General features: G+C 19.0%; 14 protein-coding genes, 3 tRNA genes and 1 rRNA gene. 15 read left to right on the forward strand and 3 right to left on the reverse strand.

Going from position 1 to position 18,272, the window contains the following annotated elements; translation table 11 throughout:
- Positions 1 to 57: 57 nt before the first annotated feature.
- The 5 genes from rpsB to dnaE all read left to right on the forward strand — a co-directional run bounded on the left by rpsB (position 58) and on the right by dnaE (position 6,433).
- Complete coding sequence (gene rpsB / locus RJK19_RS00800; RefSeq protein WP_343184182.1) at positions 58 to 756, forward strand: 30S ribosomal protein S2; 699 nt, start codon at positions 58 to 60, stop codon at positions 754 to 756.
- Positions 757 to 816: 60 nt separating this feature from the next.
- Positions 817 to 1,626 carry a translation elongation factor Ts gene (tsf, locus tag RJK19_RS00805; RefSeq protein WP_343184183.1) on the forward strand — a complete coding sequence of 270 codons (810 nt, stop codon included), beginning with the start codon at positions 817 to 819 and terminating at the stop codon, positions 1,624 to 1,626.
- Between the two features lie 206 nt (positions 1,627 to 1,832).
- Positions 1,833 to 2,354, forward strand: coding sequence for a ribosome-recycling factor (locus tag RJK19_RS00810; RefSeq protein WP_343184184.1), 522 nt, complete (start codon positions 1,833 to 1,835; stop codon positions 2,352 to 2,354).
- Between the two features lie 135 nt (positions 2,355 to 2,489).
- The gene (locus RJK19_RS00815; protein ID WP_343184185.1) at positions 2,490 to 2,921 is read left to right on the forward strand and encodes a 3-hydroxyacyl-ACP dehydratase FabZ family protein; all 432 of its coding nucleotides are present in this window, start codon (positions 2,490 to 2,492) and stop codon (positions 2,919 to 2,921) included.
- 29 nt (positions 2,922 to 2,950) lie between these two features.
- Positions 2,951 to 6,433, forward strand: coding sequence for a DNA polymerase III subunit alpha (gene dnaE, locus RJK19_RS00820; protein WP_343184186.1), 3,483 nt, complete (start codon positions 2,951 to 2,953; stop codon positions 6,431 to 6,433).
- On the opposite strand, the gene RJK19_RS00825 is transcribed toward dnaE, so the two are convergent.
- Positions 6,422 to 7,981 carry an aminoacyl--tRNA ligase-related protein gene (locus tag RJK19_RS00825; RefSeq protein ID WP_343184187.1) on the reverse strand — a complete coding sequence of 520 codons (1,560 nt, stop codon included), beginning with the start codon at positions 7,979 to 7,981 and terminating at the stop codon, positions 6,422 to 6,424. The genes dnaE and RJK19_RS00825 overlap by 12 nt on opposite strands.
- A 147-nt stretch (positions 7,982 to 8,128) precedes the next feature.
- Between RJK19_RS00825 and RJK19_RS00830 the strand changes: the two genes are divergently transcribed.
- Both RJK19_RS00830 and RJK19_RS00835 read left to right on the forward strand, forming a co-directional pair.
- Positions 8,129 to 9,238 carry an EscU/YscU/HrcU family type III secretion system export apparatus switch protein gene (locus RJK19_RS00830; protein WP_343184188.1) on the forward strand — a complete coding sequence of 370 codons (1,110 nt, stop codon included), beginning with the start codon at positions 8,129 to 8,131 and terminating at the stop codon, positions 9,236 to 9,238.
- 34 nt (positions 9,239 to 9,272) lie between these two features.
- On the forward strand, positions 9,273 to 11,357 hold the full coding sequence (locus RJK19_RS00835) for a flagellar biosynthesis protein FlhA (RefSeq protein WP_343184210.1): 2,085 nt from the start codon (positions 9,273 to 9,275) through the stop codon (positions 11,355 to 11,357).
- 35 nt (positions 11,358 to 11,392) lie between these two features.
- Here RJK19_RS00835 and argS read toward each other — a convergent pair whose 3' ends face one another.
- Complete coding sequence (gene argS / locus RJK19_RS00840) at positions 11,393 to 13,123, reverse strand: arginine--tRNA ligase (RefSeq protein WP_343184189.1); 1,731 nt, start codon at positions 13,121 to 13,123, stop codon at positions 11,393 to 11,395.
- A gap of 275 nt (positions 13,124 to 13,398) precedes the next feature.
- Here argS and RJK19_RS00845 point away from each other — a divergent pair.
- From RJK19_RS00845 to RJK19_RS00855, 3 genes are all read left to right on the forward strand, one after another.
- A 16S ribosomal RNA gene (locus RJK19_RS00845) occupies positions 13,399 to 14,965 on the forward strand.
- 79 nt (positions 14,966 to 15,044) lie between these two features.
- Positions 15,045 to 15,122, forward strand: a tRNA-Ile gene (locus RJK19_RS00850).
- A gap of 10 nt (positions 15,123 to 15,132) precedes the next feature.
- Positions 15,133 to 15,205, forward strand: a tRNA-Ala gene (locus RJK19_RS00855).
- On the opposite strand, the gene rnhA is transcribed toward RJK19_RS00855, so the two are convergent.
- Positions 15,197 to 15,667 carry a ribonuclease HI gene (gene rnhA, locus RJK19_RS00860; protein WP_343184211.1) on the reverse strand — a complete coding sequence of 157 codons (471 nt, stop codon included), beginning with the start codon at positions 15,665 to 15,667 and terminating at the stop codon, positions 15,197 to 15,199. The two genes, RJK19_RS00855 and rnhA, sit on opposite strands and share 9 nt — an antisense overlap.
- Before the next feature lie 37 nt (positions 15,668 to 15,704).
- Between rnhA and dnaQ the strand changes: the two genes are divergently transcribed.
- From dnaQ to tadA, 5 genes are all read left to right on the forward strand, one after another.
- Positions 15,705 to 16,397 carry a DNA polymerase III subunit epsilon gene (gene dnaQ, locus RJK19_RS00865; protein ID WP_343184190.1) on the forward strand — a complete coding sequence of 231 codons (693 nt, stop codon included), beginning with the start codon at positions 15,705 to 15,707 and terminating at the stop codon, positions 16,395 to 16,397.
- 72 nt (positions 16,398 to 16,469) lie between these two features.
- Positions 16,470 to 16,543 (forward strand) — tRNA-Asp (locus RJK19_RS00870).
- 94 nt (positions 16,544 to 16,637) lie between these two features.
- Complete coding sequence (locus RJK19_RS00875; RefSeq protein ID WP_343184191.1) at positions 16,638 to 17,183, forward strand: nucleotide exchange factor GrpE; 546 nt, start codon at positions 16,638 to 16,640, stop codon at positions 17,181 to 17,183.
- A gap of 126 nt (positions 17,184 to 17,309) precedes the next feature.
- Positions 17,310 to 17,768 carry an SsrA-binding protein SmpB gene (gene smpB, locus RJK19_RS00880; RefSeq protein ID WP_343184192.1) on the forward strand — a complete coding sequence of 153 codons (459 nt, stop codon included), beginning with the start codon at positions 17,310 to 17,312 and terminating at the stop codon, positions 17,766 to 17,768.
- Between the two features lie 77 nt (positions 17,769 to 17,845).
- The gene (gene tadA / locus RJK19_RS00885; protein ID WP_428994312.1) at positions 17,846 to 18,259 is read left to right on the forward strand and encodes a tRNA adenosine(34) deaminase TadA; all 414 of its coding nucleotides are present in this window, start codon (positions 17,846 to 17,848) and stop codon (positions 18,257 to 18,259) included.
- The last annotated feature ends 13 nt before the right edge of the window (positions 18,260 to 18,272 follow it).

The following is an 18,272-nucleotide window of genomic DNA, read 5'->3' on the forward strand; positions in this document are numbered from 1 at the left end:
TATAAAAATTTTTTAAATATATTATATTTTATATAAAAAATTAGGAGAATACATTTTATGAAAATTATATCTATGAAAGATATGATAAATTCCGGAGTACATTTTGGTCATCAAACTAGATATTGGAATCCTAAAATGAAACCATTCATTTTTGGATCTCAAAACAAAGTTCATATTATAAATTTAGAAAAAACTTTAATATTATTTAATAATGCTATTTTAGAATTAAGAAAAATGTGTATTAAAGGTAATAAAATTTTATTTGTTGGAACTAAAAAAGTAGCTTCTAAAATAATAAAGGAAACAGCTATTTTATGTAAACAATTTTATGTAAATAATAGATGGTTAGGTGGTATGTTAACAAATTGGAAAACAGTTAGACAATCTATTAAAAAACTTAAAGATTTAGAAACAGAATCTTTAGATGGAACTTTTAAAAAACTTACAAAAAAAGAAGTATTATTAAAAGTTAGAAAATTAAAAAAATTAGAAAGAAGTTTAGGTGGAATTAAAAATATGGGAGGTCTTCCTGATGCATTATTTGTTATAGATGCTAATTATGAAAAAATTGCTATTTCTGAAGCTAAAAATTTAGGTATTACAGTATTTTCTATAGTAGATACAAATTCTAGTCCTGATGGAATAGATTTCATAATTCCTGGAAATGATGATTCAATAAAATCTATAAAATTATATTTAAATATTATTAAAGAAGCGATATGTATAGAAGAAAAAGAAATTATAAAAAAAATATAAAATTTTTTTATTTAAATAAAAATGTATAATTTAATTTTATATGTTTTAGGAAATAAATTTATGAAAAATATTTCTTATAGTACAATTAAAAAATTAAGAAAAATAACTGGAATAGGAATTTTGGAATGCAAAAATGAAATAATAAATACTAAAGGTAATATAGAAGAAGCAATTTTTAATTTAAGAAAAAAAGGTGCTATAAAAGCAGAAGAAAAAAAAATAAATAAAACTTATAACGGAATTATACTTTCTCATTCAAAAAATAATTTTGGCGTAATTTTAGAAATAAAATGTCAAACAGATTTTGTTTCTAAAGGAAAATATTTTAAAAAATTTGGAAAAAAAATATTGAAATATTCTATACAAAATTGTTGTAAAGATATAAATGAAATAAAAAAAAAATTTGAAAAAGATAGAATTGAACTTTTAAATAAAGTTAATGAAAATATTTTAATTAATAAATTTTATTATATTTCAGGAGAAACTGTATATAGTTATGTTCATTCTGATAGAATAGGAGTTTTAATATCTACATATAACAAAAATAATTATAAAAGTTTAAATATAGATAAAAATGTTTTAAAAAAAATTTCTATGCATATAGTAGCAAAAAAACCTAAATATTTAAAATTTGAAGATATTCCAAAAGAAATTGTTAAAAAAGAAATTATAATTCATTCAGAACTAACTAAAAAGTTACAAAAACCTACAAAATATTTTAATAAAATAGTAAAAGGAAAAGTTAGAAAATTTTTTTCAAAAATAATTTTAATGGAACAAGATTTTGCTATAGATGAAAAAAAAAATGTAGAACAGTTTACAAAAGAAAATAATATTATATTAAAAAATTTTGTAAGATTAGAGATTTAAAAAATATTAATTTTTTTTAATTTTTTTTTAGAAGCTGTTTAATACAGCTTCTATATTACTTTTTATAACAAATTAATATTTTATATATTTAATTTAAAAAAAAGTATATAATATTAATATTTATAATATATTTAAATATTTTTTTAAAAAATATTTTGTTGAGGTATATTTTGATTAATTATGCTAAAAATTATACTGAAAAAAAAATGATTATTTGTATTAATTCTTTTAAAAAAAAAATAGATTCTATAAGAGCTGGTTTAGCTAGTGCTTCTCTTGTAGAAAATATTTTAATAGAATATTATGGTAAAAAAATTTTTTTAAACAAAATTTCTAGAATTATTGTTCATAATAATAGAACTTTAAAAATAAGTTTATTTGATAAATTTTTAAATAATAATGTAGTAAAATCAATTTTAAAATCTAATATTGGTTTAAGTACTTATATAAAAAATGATAATATATTTGTTTCTGTCCCTTTTTTAACAAAAGAAAAAAGAATAAAATTAATAAAATTTGTGTATAAAGAAGGAGAAAATGCAAAAATTAATATTAGAATTGTTAGAAGAGATATTAATACAAAATTCAATAATATGTATTTAGATAAACAAATTGATAAAGATAGTAAATATAGAATAGAAAAAATTATACAAAATTTAACAAATGATTTTGTAAAAAAAATTGATAATATATTAACCTATAAAAAAATTGATTTAGAGAACACTTAAGAACTTTTCATTAAATAATGTATTTAAAAATATATTAATATTTTTTTTTGTAAAAATTTTGTTTTATTAAAATGTTAAATAATATATTATTTATATATTTTATATATTTTTTTTTATATATTTTAGATTATAAAAATGACAAATTATAATAATTTTTTAAGTTTTTCTCCATATAAAAATCCAATGCTATTGATAGATAAAATAATATATATTAAAAAAAATGTTTTTATAAAATCTTTTAAAACTATTAAAAAAAATGATTTTTTTTTAAAAAGACATTTTTTTAGAAATATAAATTTAGTTTATCCTGGTGTTTTAATTTTAGAATTTTTGCATCAATCTTCTTTAATGTTAATTTATAAAAGTGAAAAATTTAATAGTTGTAAAATGTTCTACTTAGCTAAAATAAAATATGCAAAATTTTTTTTTCCTATTGTTTATAAAGATAATTTATTTGGAAAAGTAAATATTATAAAAAAAATTTTAAATATGTATATATTTGATGGTAAAATAATTGTTAGAAATAAAATTGCTTGTCATTCAATATTTTCATGTATTATAAAATAATTTTTTAAAATATTTTTATTAGAGATTTTATGAAAAATTTTAAATTTGTTCATTTAAATTTAAGATCATATTATTCTATTATAGATGGATTTAATAAACCAAAAAGTTTATTAAAAAAAGCTTTTGATAATAATATGACTTGTTTAGGAATAAATGATTTCGGAAATATGTTTGGAATATTAAAATTTTATAATATTGCTCATTATTATGGAATAAAACCAATATTAGGTATTAGTTTAAAAGTAAAATTTTTAAAAAAATATATAAAAATAATTTTATTAGCTAAAAATTACTTTGGATATAATAATTTAATTATAATATCTTCAAAATTGCAAAATAATAATTTATATAAAAAAAAGAATTTAAATTATGTTGATTCAAATTTTTTAAAAAATAATGCAGAAGGTTTATTATTAATAATAAATTTTGATTTTTTTTATAATTTTAATAATTTTTCAGAAGAAAAAAACATTTATATTTTAAGAAAATATTTAAATTTTTGTAAAAAATATTTTTATGACTCTTTTTATTTAGAAATAATTAGAATAAATATGTTTAATGAAGAATTTTTAATACAAAAAATATTAGAAACTTCTTATATATATAATGTTCCAGTTTTAGCAACTAATAAAGTTCTTTTTATTAATAAAAATGATTTTTATATTCATAAAATAAGAGTATGTATAAGTAAAGGTATATCTATATCTAGTATAGATAAAAATTATATTTATACTAAAAATCAATATTTAAAATCTGAAAATGATATGTTAAATTTATTTTCAGATATACCTGATTCTATTAAAAATAGTGTTGAAATATCAAAACGTTGTAATGTAATTTTATCTTATAAAAAATATTTTTTACCAAAATTTTTAAAAAATGATATATCTTCTGAAAAATTTTTAATAAAAAAAGCATATTCTGGAATTAAAAAAAGATTAAAAACTATTTATTTTAAAAAGAAAATAAAAAAAAATATTTTAAAAAAATATTATGAAAGATTATCTTATGAGTTAAAAATAATAAATAAAATGGGGTTTCCTGGTTATTTTTTAATAGTAATGGAATTTGTATTATGGGCTAAAAAAAAAAATATTCCTGTTGGTCCAGGAAGAGGATCAGGAGCTGGATCTTTAGTAGCTTATGCATTATTTATAACAGAAATAAATCCTATAGATTTTAATTTATTATTTGAAAGATTTTTAAATCCAGAAAGATTATCTATGCCTGATTTTGACATAGATTTTTGTATGGATAGAAGAGATGAAGTAATTTTTCATATTTCTAAAATATATGGAAAAGATTATATTTCTCAAATAATCACTTTTGGAACTATGTCAGCTAAATCTGTAATAAGAGATGTTGGAAGAGTGTTAGGTTATCCTTATGGATTTATAAATTATATTTCAAAGTTAGTTCCAACTAATTTTAGAATTACTATTGATAAAGCATTTAAAAATCAAAAAGATTTAAAAAAATTATATGAAAAAGATGTAGACATAAAAAATATAGTTAATATATCTAGAAAATTAGAAGGAGTTGTAAAAAATGTAGGAAAACATTCAGGAGGAATAATAATATCTCCTAATAAAATTATAAATTGCGTTCCTTTATATTTTGATAAAGATTGTAAAAATTCTATAACTCAATTTGATAAAAACGATTTAGAAAAAATTGGATTGATAAAGTTTGATTTATTAGGATTAAGAACTTTAACATTAATACAAAATGCTTTATTAATGATAAAAAAATATAATTTTAATAAATTTATAAAAATAGATATGAATAGAATAGATTTAAACGATAAAAAAGTTTTTAAATTATTTAAAAATGCTAATACAATAGCTATATTTCAGTTAGAATCTAAAGGAATGCAAAGTTTAATAAGAAAAATGAATCCTAATTCTTTTGAAGATATAATTGCTTTAGTTGCATTGTTTAGACCAGGTCCATTACAGTCTGGAATGGTTAAAAATTTTATTGATAGAAAAAATGGAATAGAAAAAATATATTATCCTGACAAAAATTGGCAAGACATTTCATTAAAACCTATTTTAAAATCAACTTATGGGATAATTTTATATCAAGAACAAGTTATGCAAATAGCTCAACTTTTGTCTGGATATAGTTTAGGTAATGCAGATATTTTTAGAAGATCTATTTCTAAAAAAGATCCAAAAGAAATGAAAAAACAAAGAATTTTTTTTAATAATGGAGCTATTAAAAAAGGAATAGATAAAAATTTTTCTTCAAAAATTTTTGATTTATTAGAAAAATTTGCTGGATATGGATTTAATAAATCTCATTCTACTGCTTATGCAATGATAACATATCAAACAATGTGGTTAAAAACATATTATCCATCAGAATTTATGGCATCAGTTATGAATGTAGAAATAGATAAAATAAATAGATTAGTTATTCTTATAGATGAATGTAGAAGAATAAAAATAAATATTATTCCTCCTAATATAAATTTTAGTTCTTATAATTTTGATGTATATAAAAATGATATAATATATGCTTTAGGAGCTATAAAAGGAATAGGAATATCTTCTATAAAAGTTATATTAAAAGAAAGAAAAAAAAATGGTGTCTTTAGTAATATATTAGATTTATGTATAAGAACTTCTTGTAAAAAAATTACTTTTTCTGTATTAAAAAAATTAGTGTTTTCTGGAGCTTTTGATTGTTTTAATTTAGATAGATATGTTTTAAAAGAATCTCTAAAAGATATAATGAAATTATCTATTCAATATCTTAAAAATAAAGATTTTGTTAATAATAATTTGTTTGGTAATGTATACGAAGATTATAATAATATAATAAAATTTAAAAAAAAAAATTGTTTAAATTTTACTTTAGAAGAAAAAATTAAAAAAGAATATTCATCTATTGGTTTATATTTAAATTTTCATCCTGTTACTAAATATTTAAAAGAAATAAAAAAATATAAAAAAATTATAAGAATAAAAAAATTATATAAAAAATATTTTTTGAATAAAGTAGTATTAATATTTGGAATAATAAGTTCTATTAGAAAAATTATATCTAAAAATAATAATAAAATAATATCAATAATTTTAGATGATTGTTTCTATAAAATAGAAGTTATATTTTTTGATTCTTTTAAAAAAAAAGTTAGTTCATTTATAAAAAAACAAAAATTTATATTTATAAAAGGTAAAGTAGTATTTGATAAATTTTTAAATAAAATTAGAATTATAGCTATTAAATATAATAATTTAGAAGAATTAAGAAATAAATATTTAGAAAAAATTATAATATTTATAGATGTAAATGTTATAAAAAAAAAAATTAAAAAAAATATTTTTTCAATAATTAAAAAATATAATTATGGAAATCTTTGTATTAAAATATATGAAAATAATTTAAATAATATAAAAAAATATTTTTTAGTAAAAAAATATTTTGTTTTTCCTAAAAATGAACTTTTTAATAAATTAGAATTATTTTTAGGAAAAAATTTATTTAAAATTTTAAAAAAATAATTTTTTTTTTATCATTTTTTTAATTTTTTTTATAGATATTAATTTTTTTATATTAGATATTCTATTTTTATATTCTATACATTTGTTTTTTAAATTTTTTTTATTAATAATAATAATATGAGTTATACCAATTAATTCTGATTCAAAAAACATTTTTCCTGGAGAAATTACTCTATCTTCTATTATTACTTCTATATTATTTTTTTTTAATTTTTTGTAAATTTTTTCTGAAACTTTATTTACTTTTGTTTCTTTATATTTATTTATTGGTAATATAATTACTTTAAATGGAGATATTTTTGACGGCCATATAATTCCGTTTTTATCATAATTTTGTTCTATTATTGATGGTATTAATCTACTTATTCCTATTCCATAACATCCCATTTTTATAATTTTTTTATTTTTTTTTTTATCTTCTACAAAAAAATTAATTTTATTAGAATATTTTTTTCCAATTTGAAATATATGAGCTATTTCTATACTTTTTTTTATTTTATATTTTTCTCTTAATAATATATTTTTATCATTTTTATGGATTTTTATTTTTTTTGTTTTATTTACTTTTTTATATATATAAAAACTTTTCATTTTTAATATTTGTGAATCTATTATAATACTATTTTTTTTTTTAAATATATTTTTTAATTTTTTTTTTTTTTTTAATTTTATTGTATTATCTTTATAATAATTTTTTATTTTTTTAATATCTAAAATACAATTTTTATGTATTATTGCTAATATATAATTTTTGTTTTTATATGATTTTATTAAAAATATTTTTACAAAATTATTTTTTTTTTTTGTTTTTATATTTATGTTTTTATTTTTTTTTATTATTTTTTTTATATATATTTTTTTAGCAATATTATTTTTATTTGATATTAATATATAATTTTCTCCACTATTAGAAATTGAATGAAATTCATGAGATATATTTCCTCCCATTTTTTTTGATTCTGTTTTTATTATATAAAACTTTATTTTTAAAGAATTAAAAATGTTTATATATGAATTATAAATTTTTAAATATGTTTTTTTCATAGATTTATTTTTTATATGAAATGAATAGGCATCTTTCATAATAAATTCTTTGCATCTTATAGTTCCTGATTTTGGTCTTATTTCATCTCTATATTTTGTTTGTATTTGATAAAATATTATTGGTAATTTTTTATATGATTTTATTTCTTTTGAAAATATATATGTTGAAATTTCTTCGTGTGTTGGAGAAAGTATGAAAAATTTTTTTTTTCTATCTAATACTTTAAATAATTCATTACCAAAAATTTTTTCTCTTCCACTTTTTTTCCATAATGATAAAGGTTGTAAAATAGGCATTATTATTTCTATTGCATTATTTTTTTCCATTTCTTTTCTAACTATTTTTTCTATTTTTCTTATTATTCTTACTCCTAAAGGTAAAAAAACATATATACCTGATGATATTTTTCTTATTAATCCTGATTGTAACATCAACTCGTTTATATTAGTTTTTTTTTCATTTTTTTTTCTTCTTACAAAAAATAAATATTTACTAGTTCTCATTTTTTTCCTATAAAAATTATTTTATAAATTTTTTTATAATATAAATTATATAAAAATTTTTATATATATTTTAAAATATTTTAATTATATAATATTTTTTATATAATATAAGTTTTAAATTTATTATAATATAATTTTAGGTTAATTATGTCTGAAAATAACTTTGATGAAGATAAAACTGAAGATCCTACTGAACATAAATTAAAAAAAGCTGAATTAGAAGGTAAAAGAATAAATTCTAAAGAACTAAATTTTTTATTATTTTTGTGTATAAGTTTTTATTTTGTATATATATTTAAAAATGATATTTATTATAATTCTATAAATTTTTTTATAAAAAGTTTTAAATTTGATATTTTTTCTATTAATAGAGATATTTTTTTTAATTTAATATGTTTAATAAAAGAAAAAATTTTATATTTTTTGTTTTATTTATTTTTCCCTTATTTAGTAAATATATTAATATTATTTTTGTTTGGGAAAATAAGATTTAATATAAAAAATATAAAATTTGATTTTAAAAAGTTAAACATATTAAATGGAATTAAAAAAAATTTTTCTTATAATATATTTTTAGAAATAATTAAAATATTAATAAAAATTTTTTTTATAATATTAACGTTTTCATTTTTTATTTATAAAAAAATTTTTGAAATATTAAATATTTTTTTTATTGATGATTTTTATATAAATATTTTGTATTTTTTAAAAATGTTTGTTTTCTTTTGTTTAATAGGAATTTTTTCTTTTATACCAATATCTATTATAGATTTTTATTTGGAATATAATAGTTATTATAAAAATTTAAAAATGTCTAAACATGAAATTTTAGAAGAGTTTAAAGAAATAGAAGGAAATCCAAATGTTAAAAATATTTTAAATAGAAGAATAAAAGAAAAATTTAATATTTTAAAAAATTCTAATATTTCTAAATCAGATGTTATTTTAATAGATTATTCAGAAAATTTTTGTATTGCTATAAAATATGATAAAAATACTATGCATGTTCCTAAAATATTAAGAAAGATTTCTAATAAAGAAATACATAATATAAAAAAAATTGCAATTTTAAATATGATACCTATTCTTAAAAATGATGATATCACTATAAAATTATATAAATATGGAAAATCAGGAAAATATATTCCAGAAAAATTATATATGTTAGTTGCAGAAGTTATAAATTGGTCATGGAAAATGAAAAAATGGATGTTATCAGGTGGTAAAAAACCAATATTTAATAAAAAAAATTTATAAATTAATTTTAAAAATTTAGAGATAATAAAATATGATATTAAATTTTTCAATATTTAAAAATGTATTAAAAGATATTAAAAAAATTAGTTGGAATTTGTTTTATGCTCCAGCAACATTATTAATGTTATTATCTATGATGATATTACCATTACCTACATTTTTATTAGATATATTTTTTACTTTTAATATAGTTCTTTCTATTATGATTCTGTTATCTTCTATGTTTACTAGAAATATTATTGAATTTATTTCCTTTCCTACTATATTATTATTTTCAACTTTACTTAGATTGTCGTTAAATATAGCTTCTACTAGAATAATTTTAATAAATGGTCATACAGGATCTTCATCTGCTGGTAATGTTATAGAATCTTTTGGTCATTTTTTAGTAGGAAATAATTTTTATGCAGGAATAGTAATATTCATAATATTAATAATAATAAATTTTATAGTTATAACAAAAGGTTCTGGAAGAATTGCTGAAGTAGGAGCTAGATTTGCATTAGATGGTATGCCTGGAAAACAAATGTCTATAGATGCAGATTTAAGCTCAGGAATTATAGAAGAAAAAGAAGCTATAAAAAGAAGAAAACAAGTTTCTCAAGAAGCTGATTTTTATGGTTCTATGGATGGAGCAAATAAATTTGTTAGAGGAGATGCAATAGCTGGTATATTAATTATGTTTATAAACATAATTGGAGGTATATTAGTAGGTATTATACAACATAATATGGATTTTTATAAAGCTATTGAAACTTATTCTCTTTTAACTATAGGTGATGGATTAGTAGCTCAAATTCCATCTTTATTGATATCTACTTCTGCTGGAGTAATGGTTACTAGAATAAGTACTAATAAAGATATAAGTGAACAAATTGTTAATCAATTATTTAATAGTTTTAAAATATTTTTTTTTAGTAGTATTGTATTGTTAATTTTTGGATTAATACCTGGAATGCCTCATATAATTTTTTTATTTGCTTCATTAATTTTATTTATGTTTGGAACAATTTTATATTTTAAAGATTGTTCATCTAATAAATTAAATATTGAAAAAATTAATAAATTTAAAAAAAAATTGAAAGATGTTTCATGGAAAGATGTTATAATAGAAGATACTATAAGAATAGAATTAGGTAAAAAAATATGTATTTATTTAAATGAAAAAGAAAAAAATAATTTAATTAATAAAATTCAATCTGTTAGAAAAAATTTTGCTAGTAAAATTGGTTTTTTACCTTCTTTTGTAAACATAAAAAATAATTTTTTACTAAAAAAAAATGAATATAGAATATTTATAAAAGGAGTAGAATTTTATAGAGGAGAATTATTTTATAATTTGATTATGATAATTAATAATGATCAAAAAAGTAAAATTTCTTTTCCTTATGTAAAAAAATGTATAGATCCTATATATAATATGAAATCTTTTTGGATAAATAAAAATTATGAAAAAAAAGCTAAGAAAAATGGTTTTACTATTATAGATTCTACTTCTTTATTAGTTGCAAACTTAAATAATATTTTAAAACAAAATTTAGATGAATTATTAGGTTGTTATGAAACACAAAAATTATTAGAAAATTTAAATTTAAAAATGCCAAAATTAGTAGATGAATTTATTCCAAATGTTATTAGTTTATCTGTTTTTAATCAAATATTAAAAAATTTGTTACATGAAAATATATATATAAGAGATATAAAAACTATAATAGAAACTTTAATACATAATTCTTCTATTACAAAAAATCCTAATGAATTAACTAGTATAGTTAGAATTTCATTAGGAAAATTTATTTCTCAACAAATTTTTAATAATAAATGTAAAGTAAAAATAATAAGTTTAGATGATAAATTAGAAAAAATATTAGAAAGTTCTATAAACAATAAAGATATTTTTGAACCTGATCTTGCTAGTAACATATTATTACAAACTAAATTAGCTATAGAAAATCAAATAAAAATTAATGGTTTTTTAGTTCTTTTAGTTAATCATTCATTAAGATTTATTTTATCAAAATTTTTAAGACAAAAATTTACTATGTTACATGTATTATCTTTTTTAGAAATACCTAATAAATTAGTTATAAAATCTACTAGTATAATAGGAAAAATGTAACATTTTTATATTTTAAATAAAAAATTAATTAAATTTTATATTTTTTTAATAGTTTTTATTCCTAATAAACTTAATCCTATTTTTATTATTTTAGAAATTATTAATATTAATTTTATTCTACTTATTTTAATTTTTTTATTTTTTTCGGACAAAATATAGTATTTTTCATAAAATTTTGAAAAGTTTGAAGATAAATTATATAAATAATTACATAATATATGAGGATAACTATTTTTTGATATATCATTTATTATTTCTTCAAACTGTAAAATTTTTATAGAGATTTTTTTTTCTTCTGAATTTGTAATAATAATTTTATCTTTTATTTTTTTTATATTAATTTTAGATTTTTTTATTATAGAAAAAATTCTAGAATATGCATATTGTATATATATAGAAGTATTTCCATATAATTTTAAAATTTTTTTCCAATTAAAAATATAATTTTTTTTTCTATTTTTAGAAAGTTCAAAATATTTTATTGCACCTACACCAATTATTTTTGATGTTTTATTTAATATTTTTTTGTTTATTTTATTATTTTTTTTTAAAATTATTTTTTTAGATTTTTTTATTGATTTTTTTATTAAATCATATAATTTTATTGTTTTTCCTTTTCTTGTCATAAATGGTTTATTTTTTTTATTTAATATTGTTCCAAATTCATAATGATGTATAGATAAATTTTTATTTATATATTTTGCTTTTTTAGATATTTCTATAATTTGTTTTAAATATCTTTTTTGTCTATAATCTATATAATATATTATTTTATTTGCTTTAATAATTTTTGATCTGTGTTTTATGCATGCAATATCTATTGTAGAATATAAAAATGTTTTATCTTCATTTTGTATTATTACTCCCATTTTTTTTCCTAATTTATTTTTAAATTTTTTTAAATAAACTATTATTTTTCCATTTTTTTTTTTTGCAATTTTTTTTTTTATTAAATCTGAAATTACATCTTTCAACATATTTTTATAAAAACTTTCTCCTTTTATATGTTTAGATTTTAATGTAATATTTAAAATTTTATAAATTTTTTTGTTTTCTAATAAAGTTATATTTACTATTTTTTTCCAAATGTATATATATTTTTTATTATTTTTATACATTTTTATTAAAGATTTTTTAGATTTTTTTTTAAAATATTCAAAATTATCAAACATTGTTTTTGATTTTTTATAAATGTTTTCTAATTTTTCTAAATTCATTTTTGATATATTTTTTATATTTTTTTCTTTTATATATGTTATTATCATTCCATATTGATGTCCCCAGTCACCTATATGATTTTCTCTAATTACATTGTGTCCTAAAAATTCCATTATTCTTACTATAGTATCTCCTATTACAGTAGATCTTAGATGACCTACATGCATATTTTTTGCTATGTTAGGAGAAGAATAATCAACAACAATTTTTTTTTTATTTTGTTTTTTTATATTTAATCTTTTACAAAAAATCATGTTTTCTAGTTCTTTTTCAATAAATTTTGAACTTACAAAAAAATTTATAAAACATGGATTAGAAATTGTAATTTTTTTTAAAATATTTTTTTTATTTATATTTTTTGCAATTTTCTTAGCAAATTCTTTAGGATTTTTTTTTAATTTTATTGCTATTTTCATTATTCCATTAGCTTGATAATCAGATTTTTGTTTTTTAGAAGATTTTATAATTATTGGATCACAATTTTTATTAGCTCCATTTAAAATTAATGATTTTATTGTTTCTTTCGCTATTTTTTCTTTAATTTTCATATTTTTTGAAAAAAAAATTAATTAATATATATTTTATTATATTATAATAATTATTTTTTCATATTTTTTTTAAAAATAATTTTTAACAATAAAAATTTTGTCACAAAAAAATTAAAATAAAAACTGTTGACAAAACTAAAAAAAAAATATAGTCTTTATTAAAGTAAATTAGTAAATGTTCTTTAAAAAAATATTAGAAAATTTGTGTGGGTACGTCTTTTTAATTAAGAAAATATTTTAATATTTTCATTTATTTAATTAAGAAAAAATTTTTACAATTGAAGAGTTTGATCATGGCTCAGATTGAACGCTGGCGGCAAGCCTAACACATGCAAGTCGTGCGGCAGCGAAAAAAGTTTTTATAATTTTTGTCGGCGAGCGGCAAACGGGTGAGTAATATCTGGGGATCTACTTAAAAGAGGGGGATAACTGTTGGAAACGACAGCTAATACCGCATAATGTTTTAGAACTAAAGTAGGGGATCTTTTATATAAAGACCTTGCGCTTTTAAATGAACCCAGACGAGATTAGCTTGATGGTGTGGTAAAGGCATACCATGGCTATGATCTCTAGCTGGTCTGAGAGGACAAACAGCCACACTGGAACTGAGATACGGTCCAGACTCCTACGGGAGGCAGCAGTGGGGAATATTGCACAATGGGCGAAAGCCTGATGCAGCTATGCCGCGTGTATGAAGAAGGCCTTTGGGTTGTAAAGTACTTTCGTTAAGGAAGAAAAGTAATAGATTAATAATCTTTTACCATGACGTTACTTAAAGAAGAAGCACCGGCTAACTCCGTGCCAGCAGCCGCGGTAATACGGAGGGTGCTAGCGTTAATCAGAATTACTGGGCGTAAAGAGCACGTAGGTTGTTTATTAAGTCAGATGTGAAATACCTAAGCTTAACTTAGGAACTGCATTTGAAACTAATAAACTTTTGGAGTATCGTAGAGGGAGGTAGAATTCTAGGTGTAGCGGTGAAATGCGTAGATATCTAGAGGAATACCTGTGGCGAAAGCGACCTCCTGGACGAATACTGACGCTGAGGTGCGAAAGCGTGGGGAGCAAACAGGATTAGATACCCTGGTAGTCCATGCTGTAAACGATGTCGACTTGGAGGTTGTTTCCTAGAGATATGACTTCCGAAGCTAACGCGATAAGTCGACCGCCTGGGGAGTACGGTCGCAAGGCTAAAACTCAAATGAATTGACGGGGGCCCGCACAAGCGGTGGAGCATGTGGTTTAATTCGATGCAACGCGAAAAACCTTACCTGGTCTTGACATCCATAGAATTTTTTAGAGATAAAGAAGTGCCTTTTTTAGGAACTATGAGACAGGTGCTGCATGGCTGTCGTCAGCTCGTGTTGTGAAATGTTGGGTTAAGTCCCGCAACGAGCGCAACCCTTATCTTCTGTTGCCATCAGGTAAAGCTGGGAACTCAGGAGAGACTGCCGGTTATAAACCGGAGGAAGGTGAGGACGACGTCAAGTCATCATGGCCCTTACGACCAGGGCTACACACGTGCTACAATGGTATATACAAAGAGATGCAAATTTGCGAAAACAAGCTAACCTCACAAAATATATCGTAGTCCGGACTGGAGTCTGCAACTCGACTCCACGAAGTCGGAATCGCTAGTAATCGTGAATCAGAATGTCACGGTGAATACGTTCCCGGGCCTTGTACACACCGCCCGTCACACCATGGGAGTGAATTGCAAAAGAAGCAGGTTGCTTAACCTTGTTTTATTTTAGGAGAGCGCTTACCACTTTGTGGTTCATAACTGGGGTGAAGTCGTAACAAGGTAACTGTAGGGGAACCTGCGGTTGGATCACCTCCTTATAATAATATTCTTGATTATTAAGTAACGTGCCCACACAAATTTTCTAGTAATAAAATATATATGTTCTTATACCAAAACAGGCTTGTAGCTCAGATTGGTTAGAGCACACCCCTGATAAGGGTGAGGTCGGTGGTTCAAATCCACTCAGGCCTACCATATTATTTATGGGGCTATAGCTCAGCTGGGAGAGCGCCTGCTTTGCACGCAGGGGGTCAGCGGTTCGATCCCGCTTAGCTCCAATTATTTATATATTCATAATCTTCTATAATTGGGTTTTTAGAAGCTTTTTTAGCTAATTTATCACAAATTTCATTATTATTATTACCTGAATGACTTTTTACCCAAATCCATTTTATTTTATGAATTTTATTTAATTTATTTAATTTTTTCCATAAATCTAAATTTTTTATTTTTTTTTTTTTTGCTGTATTCCATTTTTTTGTTTTCCATTTTTTAATCCATATAGATATACCTAATTTTAAATATTTACTGTCTGTAATAATTTGTACTATACATCTTTTTTTTAAACATTTTAGTCCTTCTATTGCTGCAATTAATTCCATTCTATTATTTGTAGTAAAATAAAAACCTTTGCTAAAAGTTTTTTTATAATTTTTATATTTTAATAAAACTCCATATCCTCCAGGGCCAGGATTATTAATACATGATCCATCTGTATAAATTTTAACTAATTTCATTATAAACCTATATTTTATAAAGTTATATAATAAATTTTATATGAAACATTTTAAAAGAAAAATAGTTTTAGATACAGAAACTACAGGAATAAATTCTATTTTAAACAAAAATGTTGAAAAACATAGAATAATTGAAATAGGAGCTGTAGAAATAATTAATAGAAAATTAACTGGTAAAAAATTTCATTGTTATTTAAATCCAAAAAGAAAAATAGAAGAAAAAGCTTTTAAAATACATAGAATAACTAATGAATTTTTATTAGATAAACCAATTTTTTATGATATATCAGAAAAATTTATTAATTTTATAAAAAATTCTGATTTAATAATTCATAATGCTGCTTTTGATATAAATTTTTTAGAATATGAATTATCTGTTATTAATAGTAAAATAAGTAAAATTAATGAAATATGTAATATAATAGACACATTAGTTATAGCAAGAAAATTATATCCTGGAAAAAAAAATACTTTAGATGCTTTATGCAAAAGATATAAAATAAAAATGTTTAATAGGAACTTTCATAGTGCTATATTAGATGCAAAAATATTATCTGAATTATATATTAGAATGACAAGAAAACAAAAAGAAATAAATTTTTTTAAAAAAAAAAAAAAATGTAATACTTCTAAAGTATATAAAAAAAAAATATTAAAAAATATATTAAAGTTAGCAAATAAATCAGAAATATTATTACATAAAAAATATTTAAATAAAATTAAAAAAAAATAATTTTTTTTCTAATTTTTGTTATTAAAAAAGTTGATTTACTAATTTTTATATATTATAATATAATATATAGTTGGTGCGGTAGTTCAGTTGGTTAGAATATCGGCTTGTCACGCCGAGGGTCACGGGTTCAAATCCCGTCCGCACCGGATTTATAAATATATTATGTTTTATAAATTTAATTTTAAATTTTTTATATTATAAAAATGTAAAATTTTTGTAAAAAAATGTTTAGGTATTAATATGAAAAAAAAACATAAAATTTCTTTAAAAAATAAAATAAAAATTTTAAAATTAGAAAAAAAAGAATTATTATTAAAACATAAAAAAATTTTAATAAAAATAAAAAAATTATATAAAGAGATATTAGAAAAAAAAATAAATATAAAAAAAAATTTGGAAAGAAATATAAAAAGATTAAATTTAGAATTAGAAAATAGTTACAAATTTTCTTTGGAAAAAGTTATTATAGAAATTCTTCCCATAATAGATAGTATAGAAATAGCTATTAAATTAAAAAATAATATAAAAAATATACTTATTAAAAATTTTTTAATAAAATTAGAAAATATATTGAATAGTTTTATAAAATTATTAAATAAATTTAAAGTTTTTGAAATAAAAGATATAAATATAAAATTTGATCCAAATATTCATCAAGCAATATCTATAAATTATTCTAAAAAAATAGAAAATAATTTTGTAGTAAATATTGTACAAAAAGGATATTTATTGCATAAAAGATTATTAAGACCAGCCATGGTAATTGTAAACAAAAAATTAAAATAGTATTTATTATATATTTGTATATTTATAATTTTATATATTGATATATAAAATTTTTATTATAAAAATGAAAATAATATTATTATTTTTTCTTATTAATAAGAATATATATTTATTTTATAAACACATATGAAAAAAAAAATTTTTTTATTTAATAAAAAAGTATATTATAATTTTAATATAATTAAAACAATTAATGCTGGTTTAATATTAAAAGGATGGGAAATAAAATCTATAAGAAAAAATAATATAAATATATTAAATAGTTATATTTCTATAATAAAAAATAATGTATATTTAATTAATTCCAATATAAAATTTCTTAATAATTCTACTAAAAATGAAATATGTAAAGAAAATAGAAAAATTAAATTATTATTAAAAAAAAAAGAAATATTATATTTAATAAGTAAAATTTACTCAAAAAGAATTACTATAGTTCCTATATGTTTATTTTGGAAAAATTTTTTATGCAAAATAAAAATTGGCTTGGCTAAAGGTAAAAAAATGTCTGATAAAAGAAGTTCAAAAAAAGAAAAAGAATGGAATATTGAAAAAATGAGATTTATTAAAAAATCTTTAAGATAATTTTGTATTTTTTTTTAACTTTACTTTAATAAAAAATTTTTGGATAAAAATAGTTGAGCAAATATGATAAATATTATATGAAAGAAGCTTTAATTTTAGCAAAAAAAGCTAATGAAAAAAATGAAGTTCCTGTAGGTGCTGTATTAGTTTTTAAAAATAAAATTATTGCTAAGGGATATAATAATTCTATCTTAAAAAATGATCCAACAGCTCATGCAGAAATTGTTGTTTTAAGAAAAGGAGGTATTTTTTTTAAAAATTATAGATTATTAAATACTATTTTATATGTAACATTACAACCTTGTTTAATGTGTTTAGGAGCTATTCTAAACAGTAGAATATATAAGTTAGTTTATGGTGCTAATTCTAATTATTACAATTTTAACATTTTTAAATTGTTTTTAAAAAAAAATATTAAAATAAAAAATAACATTTTTAAATATAAATGTATAAGTGTAATAAAAAATTTTTTTAAAAATAAAAGAAAATAATACTTTTACATAT

This window comes from Buchnera aphidicola (Ceratovacuna keduensis) (assembly GCF_039372665.1).
GTDB classification, from domain to species: domain Bacteria; phylum Pseudomonadota; class Gammaproteobacteria; order Enterobacterales; family Enterobacteriaceae; genus Buchnera_G; species Buchnera_G aphidicola_D.